At 37.7% G+C, this 20,664-nt stretch carries 21 protein-coding genes and 1 riboswitch; of the genes, 10 read left to right on the forward strand and 11 right to left on the reverse strand.

The features are described 5' to 3' along the window. Positions 1-4: 4 nt before the first annotated feature. Positions 5-1,582 (reverse strand): ABC transporter permease subunit, encoded by a 1,578-nt coding sequence (locus tag EKM65_RS05225; protein ID WP_125606341.1) that lies wholly within the window; start codon positions 1,580-1,582, stop codon positions 5-7. Between the two features lie 115 nt (positions 1,583-1,697). After that, positions 1,698-1,876: riboswitch (Lysine riboswitch) on the reverse strand. A 204-nt stretch (positions 1,877-2,080) separates the two neighbouring features. Here EKM65_RS05225 and EKM65_RS05230 point away from each other — a divergent pair. The 4 genes from EKM65_RS05230 (at position 2,081) to EKM65_RS05245 (ending at position 5,645) form a co-directional block, all read left to right on the forward strand. Continuing rightward, entirely contained in the window at positions 2,081-2,953 is an 873-nt protein-coding gene (locus EKM65_RS05230) for a YitT family protein (RefSeq protein ID WP_225420407.1), read from the forward strand. A 190-nt stretch (positions 2,954-3,143) separates the two neighbouring features. Then, a complete protein-coding gene (locus tag EKM65_RS05235) occupies positions 3,144-3,590 on the forward strand; it encodes an Hsp20/alpha crystallin family protein (protein WP_125606343.1) in 447 nt (148 codons plus the stop codon). Between the two features lie 216 nt (positions 3,591-3,806). Further along, complete coding sequence (locus EKM65_RS05240; protein ID WP_164506834.1) at positions 3,807-4,706, forward strand: cation diffusion facilitator family transporter; 900 nt, start codon at positions 3,807-3,809, stop codon at positions 4,704-4,706. Between the two features lie 141 nt (positions 4,707-4,847). Further along, positions 4,848-5,645: a discoidin domain-containing protein gene (locus EKM65_RS05245; RefSeq protein ID WP_125606345.1), complete on the forward strand. Its 798-nt coding sequence runs from the start codon at positions 4,848-4,850 to the stop codon at positions 5,643-5,645. A gap of 22 nt (positions 5,646-5,667) precedes the next feature. Here the strand turns inward: EKM65_RS05245 and EKM65_RS05250 are convergent, their stop codons facing one another. Continuing rightward, positions 5,668-6,819, reverse strand: a complete 1,152-nt coding sequence (locus tag EKM65_RS05250) for a cation:proton antiporter (protein ID WP_125606347.1) — start codon at positions 6,817-6,819, stop codon at positions 5,668-5,670. A 113-nt stretch (positions 6,820-6,932) separates the two neighbouring features. On the opposite strand from EKM65_RS05250, the gene EKM65_RS05255 reads away from it, so the two are divergent. Together EKM65_RS05255 and EKM65_RS05260 are read left to right on the forward strand one after the other, a co-directional pair. Continuing rightward, positions 6,933-7,751: an alpha/beta hydrolase gene (locus EKM65_RS05255; protein ID WP_404803130.1), complete on the forward strand. Its 819-nt coding sequence runs from the start codon at positions 6,933-6,935 to the stop codon at positions 7,749-7,751. 23 nt (positions 7,752-7,774) lie between these two features. Then, positions 7,775-8,905: a CapA family protein gene (locus EKM65_RS05260; protein WP_125606350.1), complete on the forward strand. Its 1,131-nt coding sequence runs from the start codon at positions 7,775-7,777 to the stop codon at positions 8,903-8,905. Between the two features lie 86 nt (positions 8,906-8,991). On the opposite strand, the gene EKM65_RS05265 is transcribed toward EKM65_RS05260, so the two are convergent. Together EKM65_RS05265 and EKM65_RS05270 are read right to left on the reverse strand one after the other, a co-directional pair. Beyond that, complete coding sequence (locus EKM65_RS05265) at positions 8,992-9,657, reverse strand: Type 1 glutamine amidotransferase-like domain-containing protein (RefSeq protein ID WP_125606352.1); 666 nt, start codon at positions 9,655-9,657, stop codon at positions 8,992-8,994. A 218-nt stretch (positions 9,658-9,875) separates the two neighbouring features. After that, entirely contained in the window at positions 9,876-11,207 is a 1,332-nt protein-coding gene (locus EKM65_RS05270; protein ID WP_125606354.1) for an MFS transporter, read from the reverse strand. A 229-nt stretch (positions 11,208-11,436) separates the two neighbouring features. On the opposite strand from EKM65_RS05270, the gene EKM65_RS05275 reads away from it, so the two are divergent. The 4 genes from EKM65_RS05275 (at position 11,437) to EKM65_RS05290 (ending at position 15,507) form a co-directional block, all read left to right on the forward strand. Further along, positions 11,437-12,300 carry a helix-turn-helix domain-containing protein gene (locus EKM65_RS05275; RefSeq protein ID WP_125606356.1) on the forward strand — a complete coding sequence of 288 codons (864 nt, stop codon included), beginning with the start codon at positions 11,437-11,439 and terminating at the stop codon, positions 12,298-12,300. A 606-nt stretch (positions 12,301-12,906) separates the two neighbouring features. Beyond that, complete coding sequence (locus EKM65_RS05280; RefSeq protein ID WP_125606358.1) at positions 12,907-13,446, forward strand: hypothetical protein; 540 nt, start codon at positions 12,907-12,909, stop codon at positions 13,444-13,446. Positions 13,447-13,761: 315 nt separating this feature from the next. Further along, on the forward strand, positions 13,762-14,643 hold the full coding sequence (locus EKM65_RS05285; RefSeq protein WP_125606360.1) for a toxin Cry1Ac domain D-VI-related protein: 882 nt from the start codon (positions 13,762-13,764) through the stop codon (positions 14,641-14,643). A gap of 774 nt (positions 14,644-15,417) precedes the next feature. Next, on the forward strand, positions 15,418-15,507 hold the full coding sequence (locus EKM65_RS05290; protein WP_125606362.1) for a type I toxin-antitoxin system Fst family toxin: 90 nt from the start codon (positions 15,418-15,420) through the stop codon (positions 15,505-15,507). A gap of 1,196 nt (positions 15,508-16,703) precedes the next feature. On the opposite strand, the gene EKM65_RS05295 is transcribed toward EKM65_RS05290, so the two are convergent. From EKM65_RS05295 to EKM65_RS11545, 7 genes are all read right to left on the reverse strand, one after another. Continuing rightward, complete coding sequence (locus EKM65_RS05295) at positions 16,704-17,009, reverse strand: HTH domain-containing protein (RefSeq protein WP_125606364.1); 306 nt, start codon at positions 17,007-17,009, stop codon at positions 16,704-16,706. A 268-nt stretch (positions 17,010-17,277) separates the two neighbouring features. Beyond that, entirely contained in the window at positions 17,278-18,621 is a 1,344-nt protein-coding gene (locus tag EKM65_RS05300; RefSeq protein ID WP_125606428.1) for a VapE domain-containing protein, read from the reverse strand. Positions 18,622-18,689: 68 nt separating this feature from the next. Then, positions 18,690-19,565: a primase alpha helix C-terminal domain-containing protein gene (locus EKM65_RS05305; protein WP_125606366.1), complete on the reverse strand. Its 876-nt coding sequence runs from the start codon at positions 19,563-19,565 to the stop codon at positions 18,690-18,692. After that, positions 19,562-19,822 (reverse strand): hypothetical protein, encoded by a 261-nt coding sequence (locus EKM65_RS05310; RefSeq protein ID WP_125606368.1) that lies wholly within the window; start codon positions 19,820-19,822, stop codon positions 19,562-19,564. Before EKM65_RS05310 ends, EKM65_RS05305 begins: the two co-directional genes overlap by 4 nt. 153 nt (positions 19,823-19,975) lie before the next feature. After that, entirely contained in the window at positions 19,976-20,200 is a 225-nt protein-coding gene (locus EKM65_RS05315) for a hypothetical protein (RefSeq protein ID WP_125606370.1), read from the reverse strand. A 40-nt stretch (positions 20,201-20,240) separates the two neighbouring features. Further along, complete coding sequence (locus EKM65_RS05320) at positions 20,241-20,507, reverse strand: hypothetical protein (RefSeq protein WP_125606372.1); 267 nt, start codon at positions 20,505-20,507, stop codon at positions 20,241-20,243. Between the two features lie 13 nt (positions 20,508-20,520). Beyond that, positions 20,521-20,652, reverse strand: a complete 132-nt coding sequence (locus EKM65_RS11545) for a hypothetical protein (protein WP_263853610.1) — start codon at positions 20,650-20,652, stop codon at positions 20,521-20,523. Positions 20,653-20,664: the final 12 nt, after the last annotated feature.

The raw sequence follows: 20,664 nt of genomic DNA on the forward strand, positions 1-20,664 counted from the left end.
GCTCCTAATTATGATCCGTTGGTGTAGAAACTTGATCTTGGTTGGCCATGATGTTGTAATTCTGGGGACCATCTAAACGCCGTTCAACTAACCGCAAGATTCGAGTAATTGTGAACGTTAAAATCAAGTAAATCAAGCAGATAACCAGATAAGTGTGGAAGAATTGGAAGTTCTGCCCAGCAATGGTTGAGCCAGTGAAGAATAATTCCGAAACAGAAATAATACTTAAGACGGAAGTATCCTTGATGTTAATCACGAATTCATTAGTAACAGCTGGCAGACTATTGCGAACCGCCTGTGGCAGAATTATTTTGATCATCGTTTGTAAATGAGTCATACCTAGTGCATGAGCAGCCTCGAATTGGCCGTCATCAACAGAAATAATTCCACCGCGCATGATTTCGGATAAGTAAGCACCAGTATTAATTGAAACGATTAATAAGGCTGCAACTAAACGATCCATGTTCCAACCGAATGCTTGAGCGGCCCCATAATATAGGACAGCAGCTTGAACAATCATAGGAGTACCACGGAAAACCTCAATATAAACGGATAATAACCAATCGATCACTTTTAAAAGGATACGGCGGAAACGACTACCCGCAGTGGGAATCGTCCGAATAATTGCTACCAATAAACCGATTATAAAACCAACAATCGTGCCGACCATTGAGATTAATAAAGTGACACCAGTACCACGTAATAACATGTTGCCGTATTGTTTCAGAATTGCCAAGAACCAATTTTCAGAATTACCGCTGGTTTGAGGTTGTTCATTGACTGCATTGGCCATGAGTTTATCACGTTCAGCTTGAGAAATCTTGGCGAGTTCAGCGTTTATTTTGACACGAGCGGGATCGTTTTTACGAAGGCCAATTGCTAAATCGGTATCTTCAGGGTTGGTTTTGAAACCGTTAGTGCCTTTAAACTGAATCATTTTAACGTTAGGGTTCGCACTAGTTACACTAATACCTTCAGGCTTTTCAGAAATATAGCCGTCAATTGTGCCTGATTCTAGCGCCACGCGCATGGCCGAAAAGTCTTTCATGGCTGGTTCTTTAATTACACCTTGGATTTGTCCTAAGGCAGTGTAGTGATAGGTGTTGAGTTGTGCTGTTAATTTGGCGTTTTTGAAATCTTTGAGGCTAGTTGCTTTGGCATACTTGCTATCTTTACGAACAACAATAACTAATTTAGAACGATAGTAAGTGTCTGTGAAATCGATTGCTTTGCGTCGTTGTGCCGTAGGGGACATCCCAGCAATAATGGCGTCTAATTTGCCAGAGGTTAGGGCCGGTTGCAAGCCATCCCACTCGGTCTTGACGACAACTAATTTTTTATTGAGTGCCATGGCGATTTTCTTGGCCATTTGCACGTCATAGCCGTTGGCATAAGTGGAACTGCCCTGAATTTTGACGGCACCATTGCTAGCATCGTTCTGTGTCCAATTAAAGGGCGGGTAGCCAGCTTCCATACCGACCTTAAATGTTCCACTAGCTGCCTGACTAGTTACAGTAGGTACGGCTAAAATCATCAATAGCAGTGCCCCCAGGAAAAACCAAAAATTGCGATGCTTTTTCATGACTCATTCCTCCAACGAGTCCACAAAAAAGACCTTTATCAAATGTTAATAACATTCAATAAAGGTCTTAACCATAATTTCATTGCTGAATAAATTTACGTAAATAGATTCATCCCAAAATCATAGCGCTCCTTAACGAGAAAACGTTAAGACAGTTCATGGATTATTGATCCATGCCCCAACAAAATTATTTTCCAAAAAATAATTTCACTTCGGCGATCCTCCTGAATAACTTAGTTCGACGTGTTTGGACACTTCCTAAGCTTCGTGATTCTCGCGACCTCTATTGCATTGTGGCTTTTAAATTTTATGGTGTAATCATAACGTTCAACCTAAAGAATGTCAATGAAAAATTAATTTTAATTTTTCAATAATGATAGTCATAAGCAAAATATTAGCGTTTGATAGTTTGTTTCTGTCATAATTTAGTTAAATGGATTGTCGTTTGCGGAAGTATTGATGAGAAATCAATCATATTAAACCAAAAGGAGTGTCAGGGTGGCTAGAATTACACGCACAGAATCAAAAATACTTAATTTATTATTGCTGTTTGTTGGCATCGAAATATTAGCAGTGAGTATCAACATGTTCTATGCACCGCACGAAATTGCTGCTGGTGGTGCAACGGGGATTGCAATTTTATTAGAGGCCGCATTTGGGCTCAATATTTCAATTGTCGTCATGTTAATTAACCTGGTTATGTTAGTGCTGTCATATATTTTCTTAGGTAAAGGGACAACATTAAGAATCGCTATTGGCAGTATTTTACTGCCGATCTGTTTAGCGTTGACACCACAAATTAAGTTAATTAAAGACCCGCTTTTAACAGTCATTGTGGGTGGCGCAATTTTTGCGGTGGGCATTTCCATTCTTTATCAGCTTGATGCGTCGAGTGGCGGAACAACGGTGCCACCGTTAATTATTAGGAAGTACTTTGGCGTGAAGACTTCAACAACGCTACTAATTATTGATGGCATGATTTGTTTATTGAACGTTTTTGTCGCCGGAATTGAAACGATGTTCTTGGCCATTTTATCGCAGATTTTAACGACGATTGTGATGAGCTTTATTGAAACTGGGTTAGATCGCAAGAAAATTATTTATGTGATGAGTGAACACGATCTAGATGAGTTAAAACAAAAAATGGCTTATTTAGGTAAGGCGTTAACCATCTTTAATGTCACTGGTGGATATACAGGTAATGAACGAGAAATGTTAATGATTATTGTTGAAAATCCTGATTATCATCATCTGTTGACGACAATTAGAGCAATTGATCCACAAGCGTTTATTCTAGTGGCTAATGCTGCAGAAGCGCACGGTGGTGTTTGGCGAGACGGTGAGCGCTATGCCAGAATGGAAGGCGAATGAAGGCCAGTTGAGTTTTACCGCAATATAAGATAAAGCAGTTCGCTCTTCATCCCAATTTTCTAAATTTCTACGTGGTTAAAAATTAAAGCCAAATATTTAGCACTCTCAGTAAAAGAGTGCTAAATATTTGAACTCCAGAAAAAATGGCACTACAATGTATTTGTAAGTTAGAGAAAGGAAGTAGAAAATTATGGCAAATGAAGTAATGAATCGTCGTAATGATTTATTTGGAGGTTTTGATGATCTATTCAGTGACCATTTCTTTAACAATCTAGGACGCACATTCTATGGTCTGAGCGAATCAAATCAAGAACTGAAAACAGATATTAAAGAAACAGACAAGGATTATCAAGTAAATGTTGAGTTACCAGGAATGAATAAGGATGATATTAAAGTCAGTTATGATCAAGATGTTTTGACAATCAGTGGTCAAAAGGACAGCTTTGTCGATCATGGTGATCAAAAAGGTAACACATTGATGAGCGAACGTCGTTATGGTAAATTTGTTCGTCAATATCATTTACCAAATATCGAAGCAGATAAAATTTCTGGCAAGTATGATCAAGGTGTTTTGAAGATTACATTGCCAAAGGCCGCGCCAAATAACAATACTGAACACCAAATTCAAATCGATTAATCGCTTCGAAATGTCGTCATAACGTCGAAAAAAGAACTGGAATTTTTATTCCAGTTCTTTTTTAATGGACTTTAACGTTCGGTTAAGATAACAAAATTAATTAGTTGCGTAACTTAAAGTGATTGCTATTTAATGAAAACGGTGGCATAATATAGTTATCAAATACATATGCATAAATGTTCATATATAAATATGTTTTACAAAGGAATGATGATAATGGCGCAACATGAACACGATGTAACTGCGCTCAGCAGTAAAACACAGGCTTTCAAAATCGGGATTGGTTTGAACTTAACATTTATTATTGTGGAAGCAATTGCCGGTTTTTCAGTTAGTTCGTTAGCGTTATTGGCTGATGCTGGTCATAACCTCAGTGATGTTTTAGGTTTATTAATTTCTTGGTTTGCTGTCTGGTTGTCGCAAAAACAACCGACCAAACAACGCACTTATGGTTATAAATCTTCATCAATTTTAGCAGCGTTGGCTAACGCGGTGATCTTATTAATTGCGATCGGTGGTATTGCTGTAGAAGCCATTCAACGGTTTGCTAATCCAGAACCGGTTTCTGGTTGGACAGTTATTGTTGTTGCGGCGGTGGGGATCGTGATCAACGGTTTGACCGCAGTGTTATTTGCCAAAGATCAAAAAGGCGATTTAAATATTCGTGGTGCTTTTCTTCATATGGCAGCAGATGCGGGTGTTTCTTTAGGCGTTGTAATTGCCGGTTTCATTGGTTTGTTGACTGGTTGGGAATGGTTGGATCCTGCAATTAGTCTATTAATTGCGCTAGTGATTTTAATTGGCACTTGGGATTTATTGCATAAGTCAGTTAACCTAGCGCTGAATGCTGTCCCAGAGGGAATTGATATTGATAGAATTAAAAAAATCATTTTAGCTGATCCCACGGTTTCTGATGTTCACGATTTGCATATTTGGGGCATGAGTACGACTGAAGTTGCTATGACGGTTCATGTTGTGCGGACAACATTGGCTTATAATAATGAATTCATTGCAAAAATGAATCGTGAGTTGAGTAGCGACTTTCATATTTGTCATTTAACCATTCAAACTGAACTGGGAAAGTGTTCTCCGGAATTAACAGATGATAGCGTTTAACCATTTAACTAAATAACTTATTAATTAAGTCGTGATTGGATTGAATTCTAAGCGAAAATGCGTTATATTGCCTAAGGATAGATTAGAAATTAACTTTCCTTATAGGAATGTAACGCATTTTTTATAAAGAGGAGATCAAATATGTCAATCAAATTAAGTTTAGTTCACAACAGTACTGATGTCGAAAAGGAACGAATTGGCGTGAATAGCACTTATTTAGCTTATCAAAGTCAGTACAAGTTAAATGACAGTTACCGAGTTGAAGTTGATCAAGTGCCAGCTTACGTTGTCGTACAACTGGATGCTGCAATTCGGCCGGCATTAATTTATCTTGCTACTAAACAATGGGAATACAAAATTCCGTTTAATTTACAACGGGAGTGGCCTTATCCAGACGGCGCATTTCAGGGCCGCAATCATTATGCAACGGCGCGATTAGCAACCACAGAAGAAATTGCTACGCAGACGAATTTATCATTCAATAGTTATGATCAACATGATGAATCTAATGCCTATCCTCATGCTAGCGCCAATGCTGAAACGCGCGGCGAATATGTTTTTTATGCCAAGAATGCAATTGATGGCATTGTCGCCAATGCTCATCATGGTAATTATCCCTTCCAATCATGGGGGATTAACGCGCAAGCTGATGCATACTTACAATTAGATTTTGGCCGTAAGGTGAATGTTAACCGAATTGGCATTGTATTGCGCGGCGATTATCCGCATGATAGTTATTGGAAACAAGTTAGTGTTTATTTCTCAGATGGCAGTAAAGAGACTTTTGCCCTCCAAAAAATTGCCGAAGAACAATTCTTCGACATCACGCCACGTCAGATTGAATGGTTACGGCTGGACGATCTTAAGAAAGATGAAGATAGTTCAACCTTCCCAGCATTAACTGAAATTGAAGTGTTTGGTCACAATTTAGCAAAATAAGCTGAATTTAAATTAATTGAAGTCATTTAGTTGCTTGGCGGCTAATGGCTTTTTTTAATAGTAGTGGTGCCAGTAGTGTCGTTAAAATAATTGCCATAATAACGGCAGAGTAGTGGGTTGCGGACATTAAATGATTAGTTAAGCCGATTTGTGCGACGATTAAGGCCATTTCACCGCGAGAAACCATTCCTGCACCGACGATTAAAGCACTATTCCAATCAAAACCTAGTAGTTTAACTGCACCACCACAGCCGATAATTTTAGTGATAATTGCGATAATAACTAAAGAAATAATAAAGCCAAGTTGACCGAAGAAATTGGCAAAGGTCATACTTAAACCAATGTTGACGAAAAATAACGGCGTGAATAAACTGTTGCTAATATTTTCAATGGCCAAATTAACCTCGTGCCGATAACGCGTTTGACCGACGGCAACACCGGCAAAAAACGCGCCGACCACATCACTAAGACCAACAGATTCGGCAAGGTAAGCGAGGCTGAAGGCGATTATCAGTGCGATGATAACATCGGCATATTGAACTTGTAACTTACCCATGATCCGAAAGATAAAGGGCGTTAACCATTTTACGACAACGAATAAACCGGCGAAATAAAGAACCTGAATCAGCAATTGTTTAGCTAATGATAATAAATCAACTTTACCTTGCCCGGCAAAAGACATCATAATACTTAACACAATTACTGCTAAGATGTCATCAACTACGGCGGCCCCTAAGATTGTGCTAGCTTCCCGATTGTTGGTGAAATTCAATTCTTTCATCACTACGACCGAAATTGAAACAGAGGTTGCTGAAAAAACCACACCAAGAAAAAGAGCGTGGAGTGGTATCATGCCAAAGTAACTACCTAAAGGTGCGATTAAAATAATGGGCAATATCATGCCGCAAAACGCTGCGATCATACTTGGTTTGAAGTATTTACGTAACAAGTCTAAATCACTTTCACAACCAGCGGCGAACATCAGTAAAATAACACCGATCTCAGACATTTGTTTAATAAATTCTGTTGGTGTTACCCAACCGAATAAAGCTGGACCAATCACAATTCCGACGAGCAATTCACCAAGTACGGCAGGAATGCCAATCCGATTACTGATGAAACTCGCGATTAATGTTGCACCTAGAATAATGGCAATTTGACCAATGTACGCCATAAGTACCTCCTATTAGGAATCTACGTTCATTATAGCAAATTAAGTTTTTATAAACAGGGTGCGGCGCTACATGGTATGATATAAGTGAGATTAGGAGAGTGAAGAGTGTGCAAATTATTCATCAGTATTTAAAAACATCATTATCAGATGATGCGACATTAACAGGTTATATCATAGATAATTCACCAGAAATTGACGCGGATAAAACGCGTCCGGCAGTTGTGATTTGCCCAGGCGGTGGGTACGCATTTGTATCTGCTCGCGAGGCTGAACCAGTTGCCATTCAAATGGTTGCTCGTGGTTTTCAAGCTTTTGTTTTGCACTATAGTGTTGCGCCAGCCCGCTTTCCCACACAACTATTGGAATTGGCCGAGTCAGTTAAAATAGTTCGCCAACATGCTGCTGAGTGGCATATTGATCCAGAGCAAATTATTGCTGCTGGGTTCTCTGCTGGCGGGCACATTGCTGCTGGATTAGGAACATTATGGCATGGCGAGTTACTTAAGAAGTATGGTTATGACGCTCAAGAAATTCAACCCAATGGTCTTTTGTTAAGCTACGCTGTTTTGACAAGTGGTCAATTTGCTCATCGTGGTTCAATGGTTAACTTGTTAGGTGCAGATTTTAAAGACGATAACAAGCGTGCCTGCCAATCATTAGAGAATCAAGTTGATGAGTACACACCTAAAGCTTTCATGTGGACAACCTTTACTGATCATGCAGTTTCAATGGAAAATACGCTAATGTTTGCTGAAGCTTTGCGGCGCCACAATATTAATTTTGAACTACATGTTTTTCCAGCGGGCAGTCATGGCTTGAGCTTGGGCAATGAAGAATCACAAAAAAAGGGTAATCTTGATAACATTCAACCAGAAGTACAAGTTTGGCCAGACTTATTTACCACTTGGGTTAAAAATCAAATCGAAAAGTAAAAATTAAGTAGGTAGGAAAAATAATGATCAAAAAACGGGCACGATTAATTGGTGGTTTAGTTTTAATTGGGTTAGTTCTCGCTGGTTGTTCGACTAAGGGCAGTTCAAAGAAAGCGACTAGCAGTCAAACAGTAAAATCAAGTTCTAAGGTAAGTAAATCAAGCAAAACGACGTCTACGTCTAAGTCAACGAAAGCAGAGACAATTCATCTGACGTTTATGGGTGATAATACATTGGGAACCGATGTAAAGTTTAATTCTGCAACAAGTTTGCCGACAGTTTGGGCGCAGCACAATAATGATCCTCATTATTTCTTCAAAAACGTTGAACAATATTTTCAAAATGATGATTTAACAATTGCTAACTTGGAAACAACCTTAACAACTTCTGATCAACAGGCCGACAAAGGAACTGGTCGTGTTTTTCACTTCAAGGGTAATCCGCAGATTGCTAAAGCGCTGACCGCTTCTAGTATTGAGGCAGTAACCGTTAGTAACAATCATATCATGGATTATGGACAGCAAGGTTTTGACGATACAATTAAAACGCTGAAAGAAAATAAAATCGGATATTTCGGTGAAGGTTATCTATACGCACATACGGTTAAAGGCGTTAAGTTTGGTTTTCTAGGTTATCAAGGCTGGACCGCAACTAGTGCTGATAAGAAAAAAATTCGCGATAATATTAAAAAGTTACGGGAACACGGTTGCCAAATTGTCATTCCATATTTTCATTGGGGAATTGAGCGTGATGCCTATCCTAACGACACGCAAAAAACTTTGGCCCATTATGCGATTGATCATGGTGCAGACATGGTAATTGGGTCACATCCGCACGTTATTCAGTCAATGGAGTTGTATAAGGGTAAGTTAATTGCTTACTCAATGAGTAATTTTACGTTTGGTGGTAACTCTAATCCATCTGATATGCGTTCCTTTATTTTACAGACGGATTTGACAGTACAGGATCAGAAAGTTACTGCGGCTAAATTCCGAGTAATTCCTACACGAATTTCGTCGACAGCGGCGTATAACGATTATCAACCAACGCCATACACTGGTAGTGAAGCAACTACGGTGTTGAAGTATATGAATTCATTATCCCCAACATTCAATAACCGCATTAGTAATTCATTTGTGGGAATTGATAAGTGAGGATAACAGCAGTCAATGGTTTGATGACTGGTATTAAGGATTAAGTTCAATGTGGTTTGCTATTGTATTTTCTAATTGCGCGTTTTTTAAGGCTTTAATAAGCGCCATTGTCCTTCTGAAATGACTGTGGTTTGGTGGTCAACGACTTGAATGGCCGTCTGTTCGTCAATAAGATAGCCAGGAATGCCGATGGACTTCACCCATTGTTGGGCGTTGGCAAGGTTGTTTTCTGGAAACAGGTGCCAGTGGGGGAAAATTCCAAAGTCGACTAAGCCTAATGTTGCATCTGCTGTATGTGTTGGCGCCTCCCAATTAACGAAAAATTGGCCAATTCGTGGAGCCAGTACCATGCTGCCGGCAGAGACACCAACCCAAACTTTATCTGTCAACTCAGGCAATAAATCTGCCAATCCAGATTGATGTAACCAATAATTGAGATAAATCGCGTCACCACCATCAACGAGCAGCACATCAGCATCAGCAATCCACTGATGCCAGCGTTTCGTGGCAATTGTTGGTAGTGCGGTCAGCTCCAGAACGCCGACAGACTGCCAACCTAAGTCAACCATGGGGGCACTTGATTGACCGCTGATGAATCGCCAAACGCCATCTGGATTGACTTCCGGATGACCATACGCCGCTGTAGGAATACACAAAGCTTTTGCCTGCGAAATTGGTTTGCCTAACAATTCAATTAGTGCCTGTTTAATTGAGGCATTGCTGACACCACCAGAAGTGAGTAAATATTTCATAATATCCTCCATAGATTGATCTTAATCAGAAATGTTAAAAGAAGAATAGGACAGCAGTCTGACTAATGTGCTGTTCTTTTTTGTGTAAAAAAACGCTATCAAGTTGATAGCGGCGACCGTGTTTCGATTGGCTAAATTAGAAGATGAAAGTAATTTTTGAAGCTTCTGAGCCGATGCTTATAGGATATCACGCGTATTTAGGAACGTAAATAAAATGACTACTTAATTTTCTGCAGGAGGGAACTTTCCTTAGTACATTTATCGTCATCGTGTATTGAGTAAATCTGCGCATTTTTAAGATCCAGCTTTAATAGGTGAATGATAAAAGTTGCGACAATCATTATTGAAATACCACTCAGTGTGAATATTAAGATACTTGCCGTCTTTTTTGACCACATAGAAGATCCAAAGAATAAGCCATAAATAAAAGAACCAATTGGTGTGATGGCCAGACCAATAGTATTCAAAATACTGAAAACACGTCCTTGCATTGTTTGCGGAATCTCTAGCTGAAGCCACACGTTAAAGGGGATATTCATGGTGACAATAAAGAAACTTAACGTTGCAAGTGCAAGATCTAACAGTATAAGACGATGGATTCGTGATAACTGGAGGATTGGTAATAAACCAATCAGACTGATAAATAATCCGATTATCAGAATATTTGAGTACATCGTTCCTAAAGGAGCTGTTTGTTTCCGCTTTCGGGTGCCAAGCCACCAGCCACCAATGATCATACCAATTCCATAGCATGATTCTGTGAACCCATATTGAATTTTACTGCTACCCATGACCGTTAGTGCCAAGATAGGCAATCCAACTGTCAGAATTGCTGAGAAAAAATTAACTGCAGTTGCTAATAACGTAATTCCGAGTAAATACCGTTGCTGCTTGACGTATTTTACGCCAGCAAGAAACATTTTTGACCATTTCTGGGGCGTATTATTTTCATCGCTAACCGTGGCAATGATGAAGTTAAAGTCTAAATGCCAAGTAATTAGCAAGGTGGCAATTTCGGTGAACAATTCGAAAAGAATGAAGGCGTTAAATGATAAAGTACTATACAGGACGGCCCCAAGAACGGAAGAGACAATTCCTACGACTGAATTTGCAGCTTGTGTATATGCGGCTAGCTTAGTTAAGTCAGTAGGTAATACAAGATTAACTTTCGCAGCTAATTGTGCAGTTGACGTGAACGAATCACTAATTTTCAATAAAATAATCAATAAGATGCTAATTAACATGAGTTGGTTTTCAAAATGAAAAAGAGCATAAAAATAAAGAACCAAACTAATAATGGTGCCAAATTGGCTAATGAAAATAACACGTTGATGTGGAAATTTATCAATGATCGGTCCAACAATCGGTAATAATAATAAATTAACGATTGGCCCAACGATTGAAGATATTGCAAAACTGTAGACAGATCCTGTTTTATCAAGTAACAGCAAACTTAAGCCGAATGCGAAAATATTACTTCCGAAAGAACCGAATAGATTGCTAATAACGGACCATCTCAGTTGTCGATTTGACTTCTTCTCTTTTTCCATTAGCTCAGCTTCATGTTATCAAATATTATTTTTAGTGCTATCTCTGTGACAATAATTGTGGCACTTAATAAAAACTACGTTGGTGTAGCTATAAACTTTTATGGTCATAGTTCTTCATTCTTAACTAGCATAAATTTGGTTGAACGGGTATAAGTTATAGCCTACACTATTAGTAGGACATGAATAGAAACTTATCATATGTGATAATTGGACAAGATGAGGTCGAAAAATGCAGAAAAAACTTGGCGAGGTTTTCCGTGAACTGCGGATAAGTAAACAAATGAGTTTAAACGATGTTGCTGGTGAACAGTTCTCCGCATCTCAGCTATCCAAGTTTGAACGTGGTGATAGTGAGATTACGGCAAGTAAACTTTTTTTAGCTTTGGATGCAATTGGTGTTGCACCAGAGGAGTTTAATTTAGTCGTTAGAGATTTTGAAAAGTCCGAATTCGATGAATTATTGCTAGATTTAAGGAAATATTTTATTGAGCGGAATGCGCGAATGTTGAAAAAATTACTTATCAAAGAAAACGAACAAATAGATCTTAAATCAGAGGTCAAATTTCATCGTTTAAACAAGATATTAGTAAAAGCAGTTTTGTCGGATGTAGATGATGAAGTTAGTTTAAGCGAGTCTGAAAAGACTGAAATTTCTGATTATTTGATTGGTGTTGCAGAGTGGGGACAGTACGAAATTTTATTATTCGGTAATATTTCCTATTTTATCGGGCTGGAACTTTCTACCATGCTGGCTACGGAATTGCTTCATCGTACAAATTATTACAGAAACATTCCGAAAAACAGACGGATTGTTGTGTCAACACTGATCAATATTTTCATTGCTTGTGTTGAGAACGATCAATTGAATAAAGCTAGCTTTTTTAGGCAGCACATCGCGGACATAATTGAAGAAGAAACGGATCTTTATGAAAGGAATGTTTTTAGATTCGCGGAGGGTACATACTTCGTTAAATTAGGAGAAGCAGAAAAAGGAAGGCAGATGATGGTAGATTCAATTGAAATCTTTAGGATTTTAAAATGTCGGAATCTTGAGAAGAACTATCAGGCTTTTTATGATTCGATTTTTGAATAGTGAATTATTATAAATGATAAAATTTCAAAAATCATTTTGTTTTGGAAGATAAGCAAAATGATTTTTTATTTTATGTCTTAACCACTTAGTTACTAGCTATTGACGTAATAGCGTAGTGTGTGACAATCTCTTTTTTAAAAACACTATTTATTTCTATAGATCGTGATGTGCGTGTCCGCGACAAGCCTTAGCTGTTTATTTGTTAATATAGTTAGTGGTTATCATTTCAAGATCTTAAGAATTATTGAGAGAAAACAAAAAGGTCAGTAACTACGGCGTTATAACGCTACGTGGCTGCTGGCTAATGTTATTTTGATGGATGGTAATGCTTAATTTCTATAAATGCTAAAAAGGCTTGAAGAATAATAGTTACTGTTTCCGATTCTTTTCGAAATAGCATGACTCAATTCACAATACACGTTATTATTAATTATCATATTGAACTTTGTCGGAGAGAGTGACAGAATTTATGTGTAACAACCCTAAAGGAATTGTAAAGAGATCTTGGCAGTTTGAAGAAGTTCAGTAGCATAGCCGTGTATCTTACACTGGTTTTTTCAGAGAATATACGTCTGTTTTTCATGAATCTTTTACTGGAGGAAGTTAATGGAGACAATCATTATGAGCTTTCAGCCCCAAGTATTTCCTGCACTATGCAGCGGAATTAAGGGCTTTGAATATCGTCCACGATTTCCAGAGAATCAGGTTATTGTCTATCTTTATTTGTCCGCGCCGATTAAAGCGATTGTCGGCAGAATGTTAGTTTCAGAACGACTTGAGCTAAGTCAATTGACGACACAACTGGCAGGCAATGAACAGGGGATAATTAGAATTCAACAACACGAAGCTGAAGGTGCGAGGTTCGCCATACCGATCGAAAAAATTGAAATATTCGCCGAAACTGTTAGCCTGATACAGGCTAAGGAAATAACTGGTCGTTTCTTTGCACCGCAATCCTACTGTTATTTAAAGCAAACGAACCCATTATTTAAACTGCTCAAACTTCGCCCAATCCAGAAGGAAATCGTAATTGATCCGGTCGTACGCCAAAAGTATCTCGGCTATTTTTGCGACGAAATTTATCAACTTCCGAATTTCACAGACAACACATCCGCATTATTAGGAACACATATTCTTAGCATTTAAACACGCTTGGTAACAAGTGCACTCCCTGACAATAGATTGTTGATAACAAAGGCACTGTTTATTTTACGGATGATGTGAGGAGTTCGCTATTATTAGACTGTTTGGCTAACGATTCATTTAGTATTGATATAAGCCCCCATCTTACCATCAACTGAAATACATTATACAAATATTTTAAGGCCATTTTAAATACTAAGATAAACCAACATTATTTAATAAGTGATGAAATCATCCTTCTTTTGTCTCTACGAACTAATTAGACAGACTATAAAGGAATAACATAAAACGAACTAGAACATTTTAGGAGACATCATTATGAAAAAGTGGCTTACCGTAATAGTTTTACTTCTATCGATCATGACCTTGTCTGGTTGCAATAACGATAAAGATATAAAATCTAGCACAAGTAGCCGTGTTAGTTCTAAAAAGAAAATTGGTAAGTCACTTAAAATTGCACAACAGGATACCAACGCATTATTCGATAATGATAGTCATACAAAGCTACTAAGAGGGGCATCGTCATCTGATACAATTAAACTTGTTGAACAAGAAGTAAAAGAGCTTAAAGACTCAAAAGAAAAGAATAAATTACTGACTGATATTGAACATGCCAAGAAACTGTGGGTGCCACTTGCAAAGGATGCTGAAAAGTTTGGTGCATATCAACCGTCTAAAAAAACTGATGAACAAAAGAAGTTAGAAGCCGAGGAAGCAGCAGCAAGTTCAAATAAAGCAACAACAGAAGCAGCGGTAAACTCAAGTAAAGCATCCTCTCAAGCTGCTTCCAAGTCAGCAATCAGTTTAAGAAAAGCACAATCAGACTATAAATCAGAGGTTATTGAAAACATACAAAGAATACATAAACGCATAGATGGCGTTGATGGAATAATTTTTGAAGCACTGAATTTATTTAGACGGCCGGGTACAGGTAAAAAGCCACTAAAAAAATCACTTGCTAAAATAAATTTAGCCATTGATGAGTGCAAAAACGCTCATATTACATCCAGTGAATTAGCTAATGATAAAGTTCTCATCACTAATATTAATCGGTTTCTAGAGTTATCAATTTATGAATTAAAATCAACTAAACAATTTCTTGAAAATAGTCTTTATGGAACTGACATCATCACAAACAGTATGACAGATGAACAAAATCATAATGAGCGATTAAAACTATATGAAACAATCTCTAAGTAGAAACTATCAGTATGGCAATTGAATAAAACTTATTATCAATTATTTCAGAAAGTAGCAATAATAAAAAAGTGTTTTATAAACGAGATTGGGTTAAAGTTCATGATTGAAATAACCTCATTTTTTAACTAATTTAATAAATCTAGTAAAGTGTGTCACATCAGGCGCTAGTAATATCTCTCCAAAAGTGCGTAAATGAGGAGATATCTTGAAAGAATAACAAATAGCTGCCCGTTATGTTGCTTTTAGGGAGATATGCTAAAACACATCATCCGCAGTAAATACTTGTTCAAACTTATAGTGCTAACTGACATGTCAGTTAGCATAAAAAAGCTAAAAAAATACACTACCCAAAATTTGAGCAGTGATATTATATACTTCGACAGGCTTTAGTTCATTTAATAATATGTTTTCGTGATTACCATTTCGTACTTTTCAATGACAATCAAGGCAACAAAAAAACCAGCAACCACGGTGTTTTAACACTGCGTGATCACTGGTTAATGTCATTTGATGGGTGGTCAGGGGTTTGAGTACACATATAGCATAACCGCCTATATACCAGCATTTACATGGCATTAGGTGATGCAATTTTAAACAGTGACGGTTACTTTGACGGTCATATTCAAAAATTAAGCTATTTTGACGGGCGCGCATGTCACTATTCAAGTTAAACTGGATAGTGTTTTTGTTTGTTTTTTAAGTTGTTTTACATAAGTCATTACTAGCATGATATACTTTTGATTGGCAACCTGCCCTCTAAGGGGGTGTTAACCTATGGATAAACTCGTTTCTTTAATTATCGCCCCGCTAGTAGTGGGAATAGCAATCTCGCTATTCAATGATTGGTTAGATCATCGCCGATAATTAAAAGGTTGCCCTAACCACACACGCTTGTAGTCGCAACAAGTGTATAAAAAAGGCCTAACCTACTCGCAATAGGTTGGGCTTTTGTGTTACCTATGGACTTTTCTCGTTTCTTTATCGCATACATAGTATAACACGGGGTAAAACTAACTTCAAAATATTCTAGCTTATTCGGCGATGAAACAATTTGGGCAACCCAAAAATCAATGTCTGAACTATGTGGTTATTACAAAAAGTGTAACAGCCACTCAACACGGTGCATCAGTCCTTAACGGTGTAATAATTGCGCCTTAAGCTTGTGTATGACGCGTTCCAGTACACATTAATATAATTATACTACTCGTAAAACGGGGCACTTATATCAATGCTGAGTGATCCGAATAACGCATTTTAGAAAGGTTTATCTAGTTGTAGCCCCCTAGGGTAAAAGTTTCAAAATACGACTTTTTTATAAGGTTACGGCTATGAGTGTGCTCCTCCGCTAGTCAAGTGTACGGGGGGTAACTTTGAATATATAACTACTAAAATGATGCTAACCTGCCGTGAAAGGTGTATTAGTCTTTAATCTTGATAGCAGGGCTAAATAAGACAAAATAGCTTGCTTAATACTATCTGTTTTATCGGCACACTTTAGCTAGCATATAGATCGAATTAAATATTACTCAAAAGCATCACACTGTATTAATGCTTGCTGTAATAACATTAAGTGTTCTTAATTAATTTTATTTTGGGAATTTTAAACAGAGAAAACCTCAGGCCGTTTAAAAAAATTTCTTACCCCCAGCCCCCTAATAACAACGGGGTATGGTATAACGCGATACATAACGGCTAGGGTGTGGCTAACTATTGCTGATCGTTTGCGTTACTACTGATTACTTGATCGCTTAGACAGTCGTTGAGTATTGCTCGTTTTATGGTTGTATCTGTTATTACTGTTATTGATATTAATAGTTGCTTGCATCGCTTTGTTAGTTGATTAAGTTAGCTTCGCTTTCAATGGTTTAGTTAGTTAGTTGGTTCAACTATTTACCTCACTATGATTAACTACATGTTATATACATCTATCTCTATATATACTTATCAAGCTTAGGGTAGTCTCTAAGCAATTTTTTAACGTGGTTATAAATAGCTTTGTCCATTATCATCACTCCAATTTAAACTAAAACAGCCACGCTATTGAACGTGTGCTCTTTTATTTATAGCGCGATGCTATCAACTTTATCAATTCGCTTTAACATTTCAATACTCTGTTTCCTAAGACTAGACAGTGCTTGTTTGCGTTCCGTTTCATTAGTGATGATAAAGTAACCATGCTTGCCATCACTTCGCAGGCCACCAATAGGGATATTGTAACGATCAATTAATAGGGCGATGTCTTTATATACTGCTCTCTTATCAATTCCAATTACTTGGCTGATTTCATTAGCTGTTATTAGTCGTTCGTTACCGCGTGGCAATAGATGTAATACTCTGTTTAATTCGTCGTTTGCTATTGTGTTCATGTATAATTCAATCTCCTTCTTATAGGCTGTTAATTTTTGTTTGTCCTGTCTGTATAAAAGTTTAAAAACAACCCGTGTAAGTGTGTAACGTGCGTAAACGTTGATACATAAGGGTTTTTACCTGTGTAAGATTAAACCTACCTGTGTAGAAATAAATGCTCTTACACTGGTCAACACAGGTGTTACACACGTAACTAAGTTCTGTAACCGTTGATACTATTGATATTACACACCTTACACAGGTTACACGGGTTAATATATAAAGGTATTAGGTATTGCTTCTTACATATCCGCGTTGGCGATGTCTGTTAATGCTAACGTTGCCGTTTGCCTCCCAACCTGGCATATTATCCATAATGAGTTTGACGTGCTTCGCTTCTGCATTAGTACGCCCGCTAAGATACCTATCAGGCGATTTATCAAACACAACCGCTAGTATTTCACGGTAACTAGTTTTTTGAAGTGGCATCTTTGTTTTGTCGTACTTGTCACTTAATTCATGAGCTAGGTCGCCTTTATCATAGGCAATATAACTATGCTTTAGGCTGTCTGACAGTTCGTCCCAATTAGTGGGGACTTCTGTATTAAGATAGCGTTCAATAGTATCTTTCAACGGATCAATAATTTTAGCTTCTTCTTGATACTGTTTGCCTGTTTCAATGGTTTTTTTATCCAGGTATAGCGGTTCGTTGTTGTCAAACCAACTCTTAGCTTCTGCAATGACTTGAAGTATTTCATTATCATCAACGTTTAAAGCGTCTTTAATTGGCGATGTTACCCCGCATTTAATCGGATAAAAGCGCCGTTCCCCTGTAGCATCTTTTAAATAATCGGTCTGATTGGTTGTACCGATAAATACGCATTTTCTAGGGTGTGGTGTTGAGAAACGTCCATATGAACCGCGGTACTTATCTACGCCAGCGCTAATAAAATTCTTCATGTTCTCAACGTCTGTTTTTTTCATCGCCGATAACTCAGCAATTTCAATAATTAAACTGTCTTGTAATTGCTGATAATCATCTTTATTAGTGCCAAGACCTTTTACGCTATCATTGAATTTATCAGGAAACAGGTTCTTAATGGCTGTACTTTTACCTATGCCTTGCTTGCCCTCTAGGATAGGGACAAGTTCAAACTTAATTCCCGGACGATAAACACGGGCAATCATACCTGTTAACCACGTTTTAGTTACCGACCGTGTATAGGCGTTGTCCTCTGCCCCTAAATAATCAATAAAGTAACGGCTAGCACGTTTCACGCCATCCCATTTAACACTTTCGATACGTGCTTTAACGGGGTTTACGGCATGCTTTAAAGCAATATTTATTACAGCATCAGATATATTATCTTTGCTAAATAATACGTTTTTGCTTTTTTCTAGATAGCCCCTAAGTAGAGCGATGTCGTTATCGCCCCAAAAGCCTTTTTTAAAATGTAAATCTGGAATATCTTTAGTTTTTATTATCTGATCTGAAAACTCATCATATGACAATAGCTCTTTTAATTTACTGTCAGTTTCGATAAATATTTCTACATTAAGGATAGAGTTTGAATTAACACCGCCGTTAGCGTTGGCTCTAATACCGTTCGGTAGGGCGGTACTATTATCCATTGTTACAATGTTATTGCGCTTTTTGATAGCTTCGTCCGTATCTTTAATTGTCCGTTCTAGTTCGCCGTTCAACCTGTCGCCCCCTTCGCTTGTTCTTTTTTAGCGATATTGGTAAAGATGCTTATAACGTCGCGCTCTGGTAAAGGTGGCTCACAATAGTTATTTTTGATAGATAATAACTCATAAACCATACGCGAATTTATCCCAGCTCTAAACAACTTGCCACAATAGCTAGTTAGGGCGGTGTGGCGTTGTCCGTCTGTAATAGGTGTATTAGTTTCATTAATCACTCTTGCTGTGTAGTTTCTAGTTGGTCGGTTACTGGTGATAAAGCTTTTTGTTGGTTGTGGCTTAATGTCCTTACATAATTCTAGCGTCTTATCTATAGCTAGTGGCTTCCCTTCGTGCATCAGATAGCCTTTATTAGTCAAGTTCGCGCTGTAACGGTTGATAATTGGTAAACCGAATACTTGAGCCCATGCCTTAGCGCCTGTATCTAGTGGTAAATGCTTGGCAAAATAAGAATATAGTTGTTCGTACTCACTAGCATTGAATGAACGATCAACGGCTAATATCAATCGATAACGCGCGCCTTTGAAACCATAACTAATACTTGGATAACGAATAAACGCGGTATTTCTAAAGACGTTATCGAACGTTGTTAATAGGGCTTGCTCGTTGTCCGTTTCATCAAAATCTAAAGCTAGGACTGATCGAGTTAATAGATTGTCATTGCTACGAGTTAGATTAGCCATATCACCAGCGATGAAATACTTAGCTTTAGTCTGCTTAAATATCTCAATAGCATTGCCTGTATGAGTGCTCGTTGCGTTCTGCGGACTAATGCTCTTAATGAAATTAAAATCATCTAAAGTAGCGTTATGTTGAGTTTCTTTCACGCTTATTAGTTGGTTAGTGTGAAGCCCTGTCTGACCGTAAATCATTGGGCATTTTCCAATCGCTTAATCTGGTCGTTTAACTTCTCTGTTGCAATATCTATAAGCACGATCCATTTATCATAATCACGATAAATTTCGTAAGCTAAAAGAAAAACCTCTGATTGAGTGGCTTCTTTAACAGTATCTGTTTTTGGCTGTGCTCGATCTAAATTATCTGAAAGTACTAATAATAAATTTCTTGCTTGTTCGATGTTATAAGTGATCTCGCCTAATTCGGTAATATCTAATTTCTCTTTAGTCATGATTGTTAATCTCCTCTTTATTAATTAGTAAAAATACTGTATAATAAAGGCAATAAACAGCTATATAAAGCCGTTTTCTGTATATCCGTTGTGGTCTGCTAGGACTAAATGCAACGGCTATTTTTTTGCCCTTATTCATAATTAAAAGCATCGCTAGTTCCTTGTATCTGGTAGCAACTTCATAACTAAATCGCCATAAGTTTCAGTATCACTTAATTCATTGATTGCTATTTCCGCTAAGTCTCTAGCGTGTTCTAACGTTATATTTTCAGTACCTCGATAAAGACCAGCAATATTACATAGAATCTCTATAACGGTTACTAGTGGTTCTATTGGTTCGTCATCTTCTTTAATAAAAAAACGATTAGTATTATCCATAATGTTTGCTCTCCTAATTAATATGCGCGCCCGCCAGCGTCTAAATTTCGTTTTCTTTGCAATACTGATCTAAAGTAGCCTTTGAATAACGGCTTATACCGTCTAGGCTTACTACTGGAATATTAAGCTGTTTAAAAGTCTTAACACTCACATGTAAGTAGTCGCTCGCTTGTCCTTGGTTCATATAGGGCGGATAGCTTTGCGCCTGTACTAACGCATCAAAAGCCTTTTTTGCTGATGAAATAAACATTTCTGTGATCTCTGTTGATGCTTCATCGGGAATAGCTATTTTTAACTCGCTTGCCATTTTCTCACCTCCTTTAAAGTCCTGTGATTGATACTGACCATAGCCAAACGCTTAAAACGGCGATGAGCAATGAACTAAAAGCAATAATAATTAAATCAGCATCTAATCCGTTACCTAAGCCAAAATATTCTTTAATGTGTTGCATGATTAGCACCCT

It is taken from the genome of Lapidilactobacillus bayanensis, assembly GCF_003946695.1.
GTDB lineage: Bacteria > Bacillota > Bacilli > Lactobacillales > Lactobacillaceae > Lapidilactobacillus > Lapidilactobacillus bayanensis.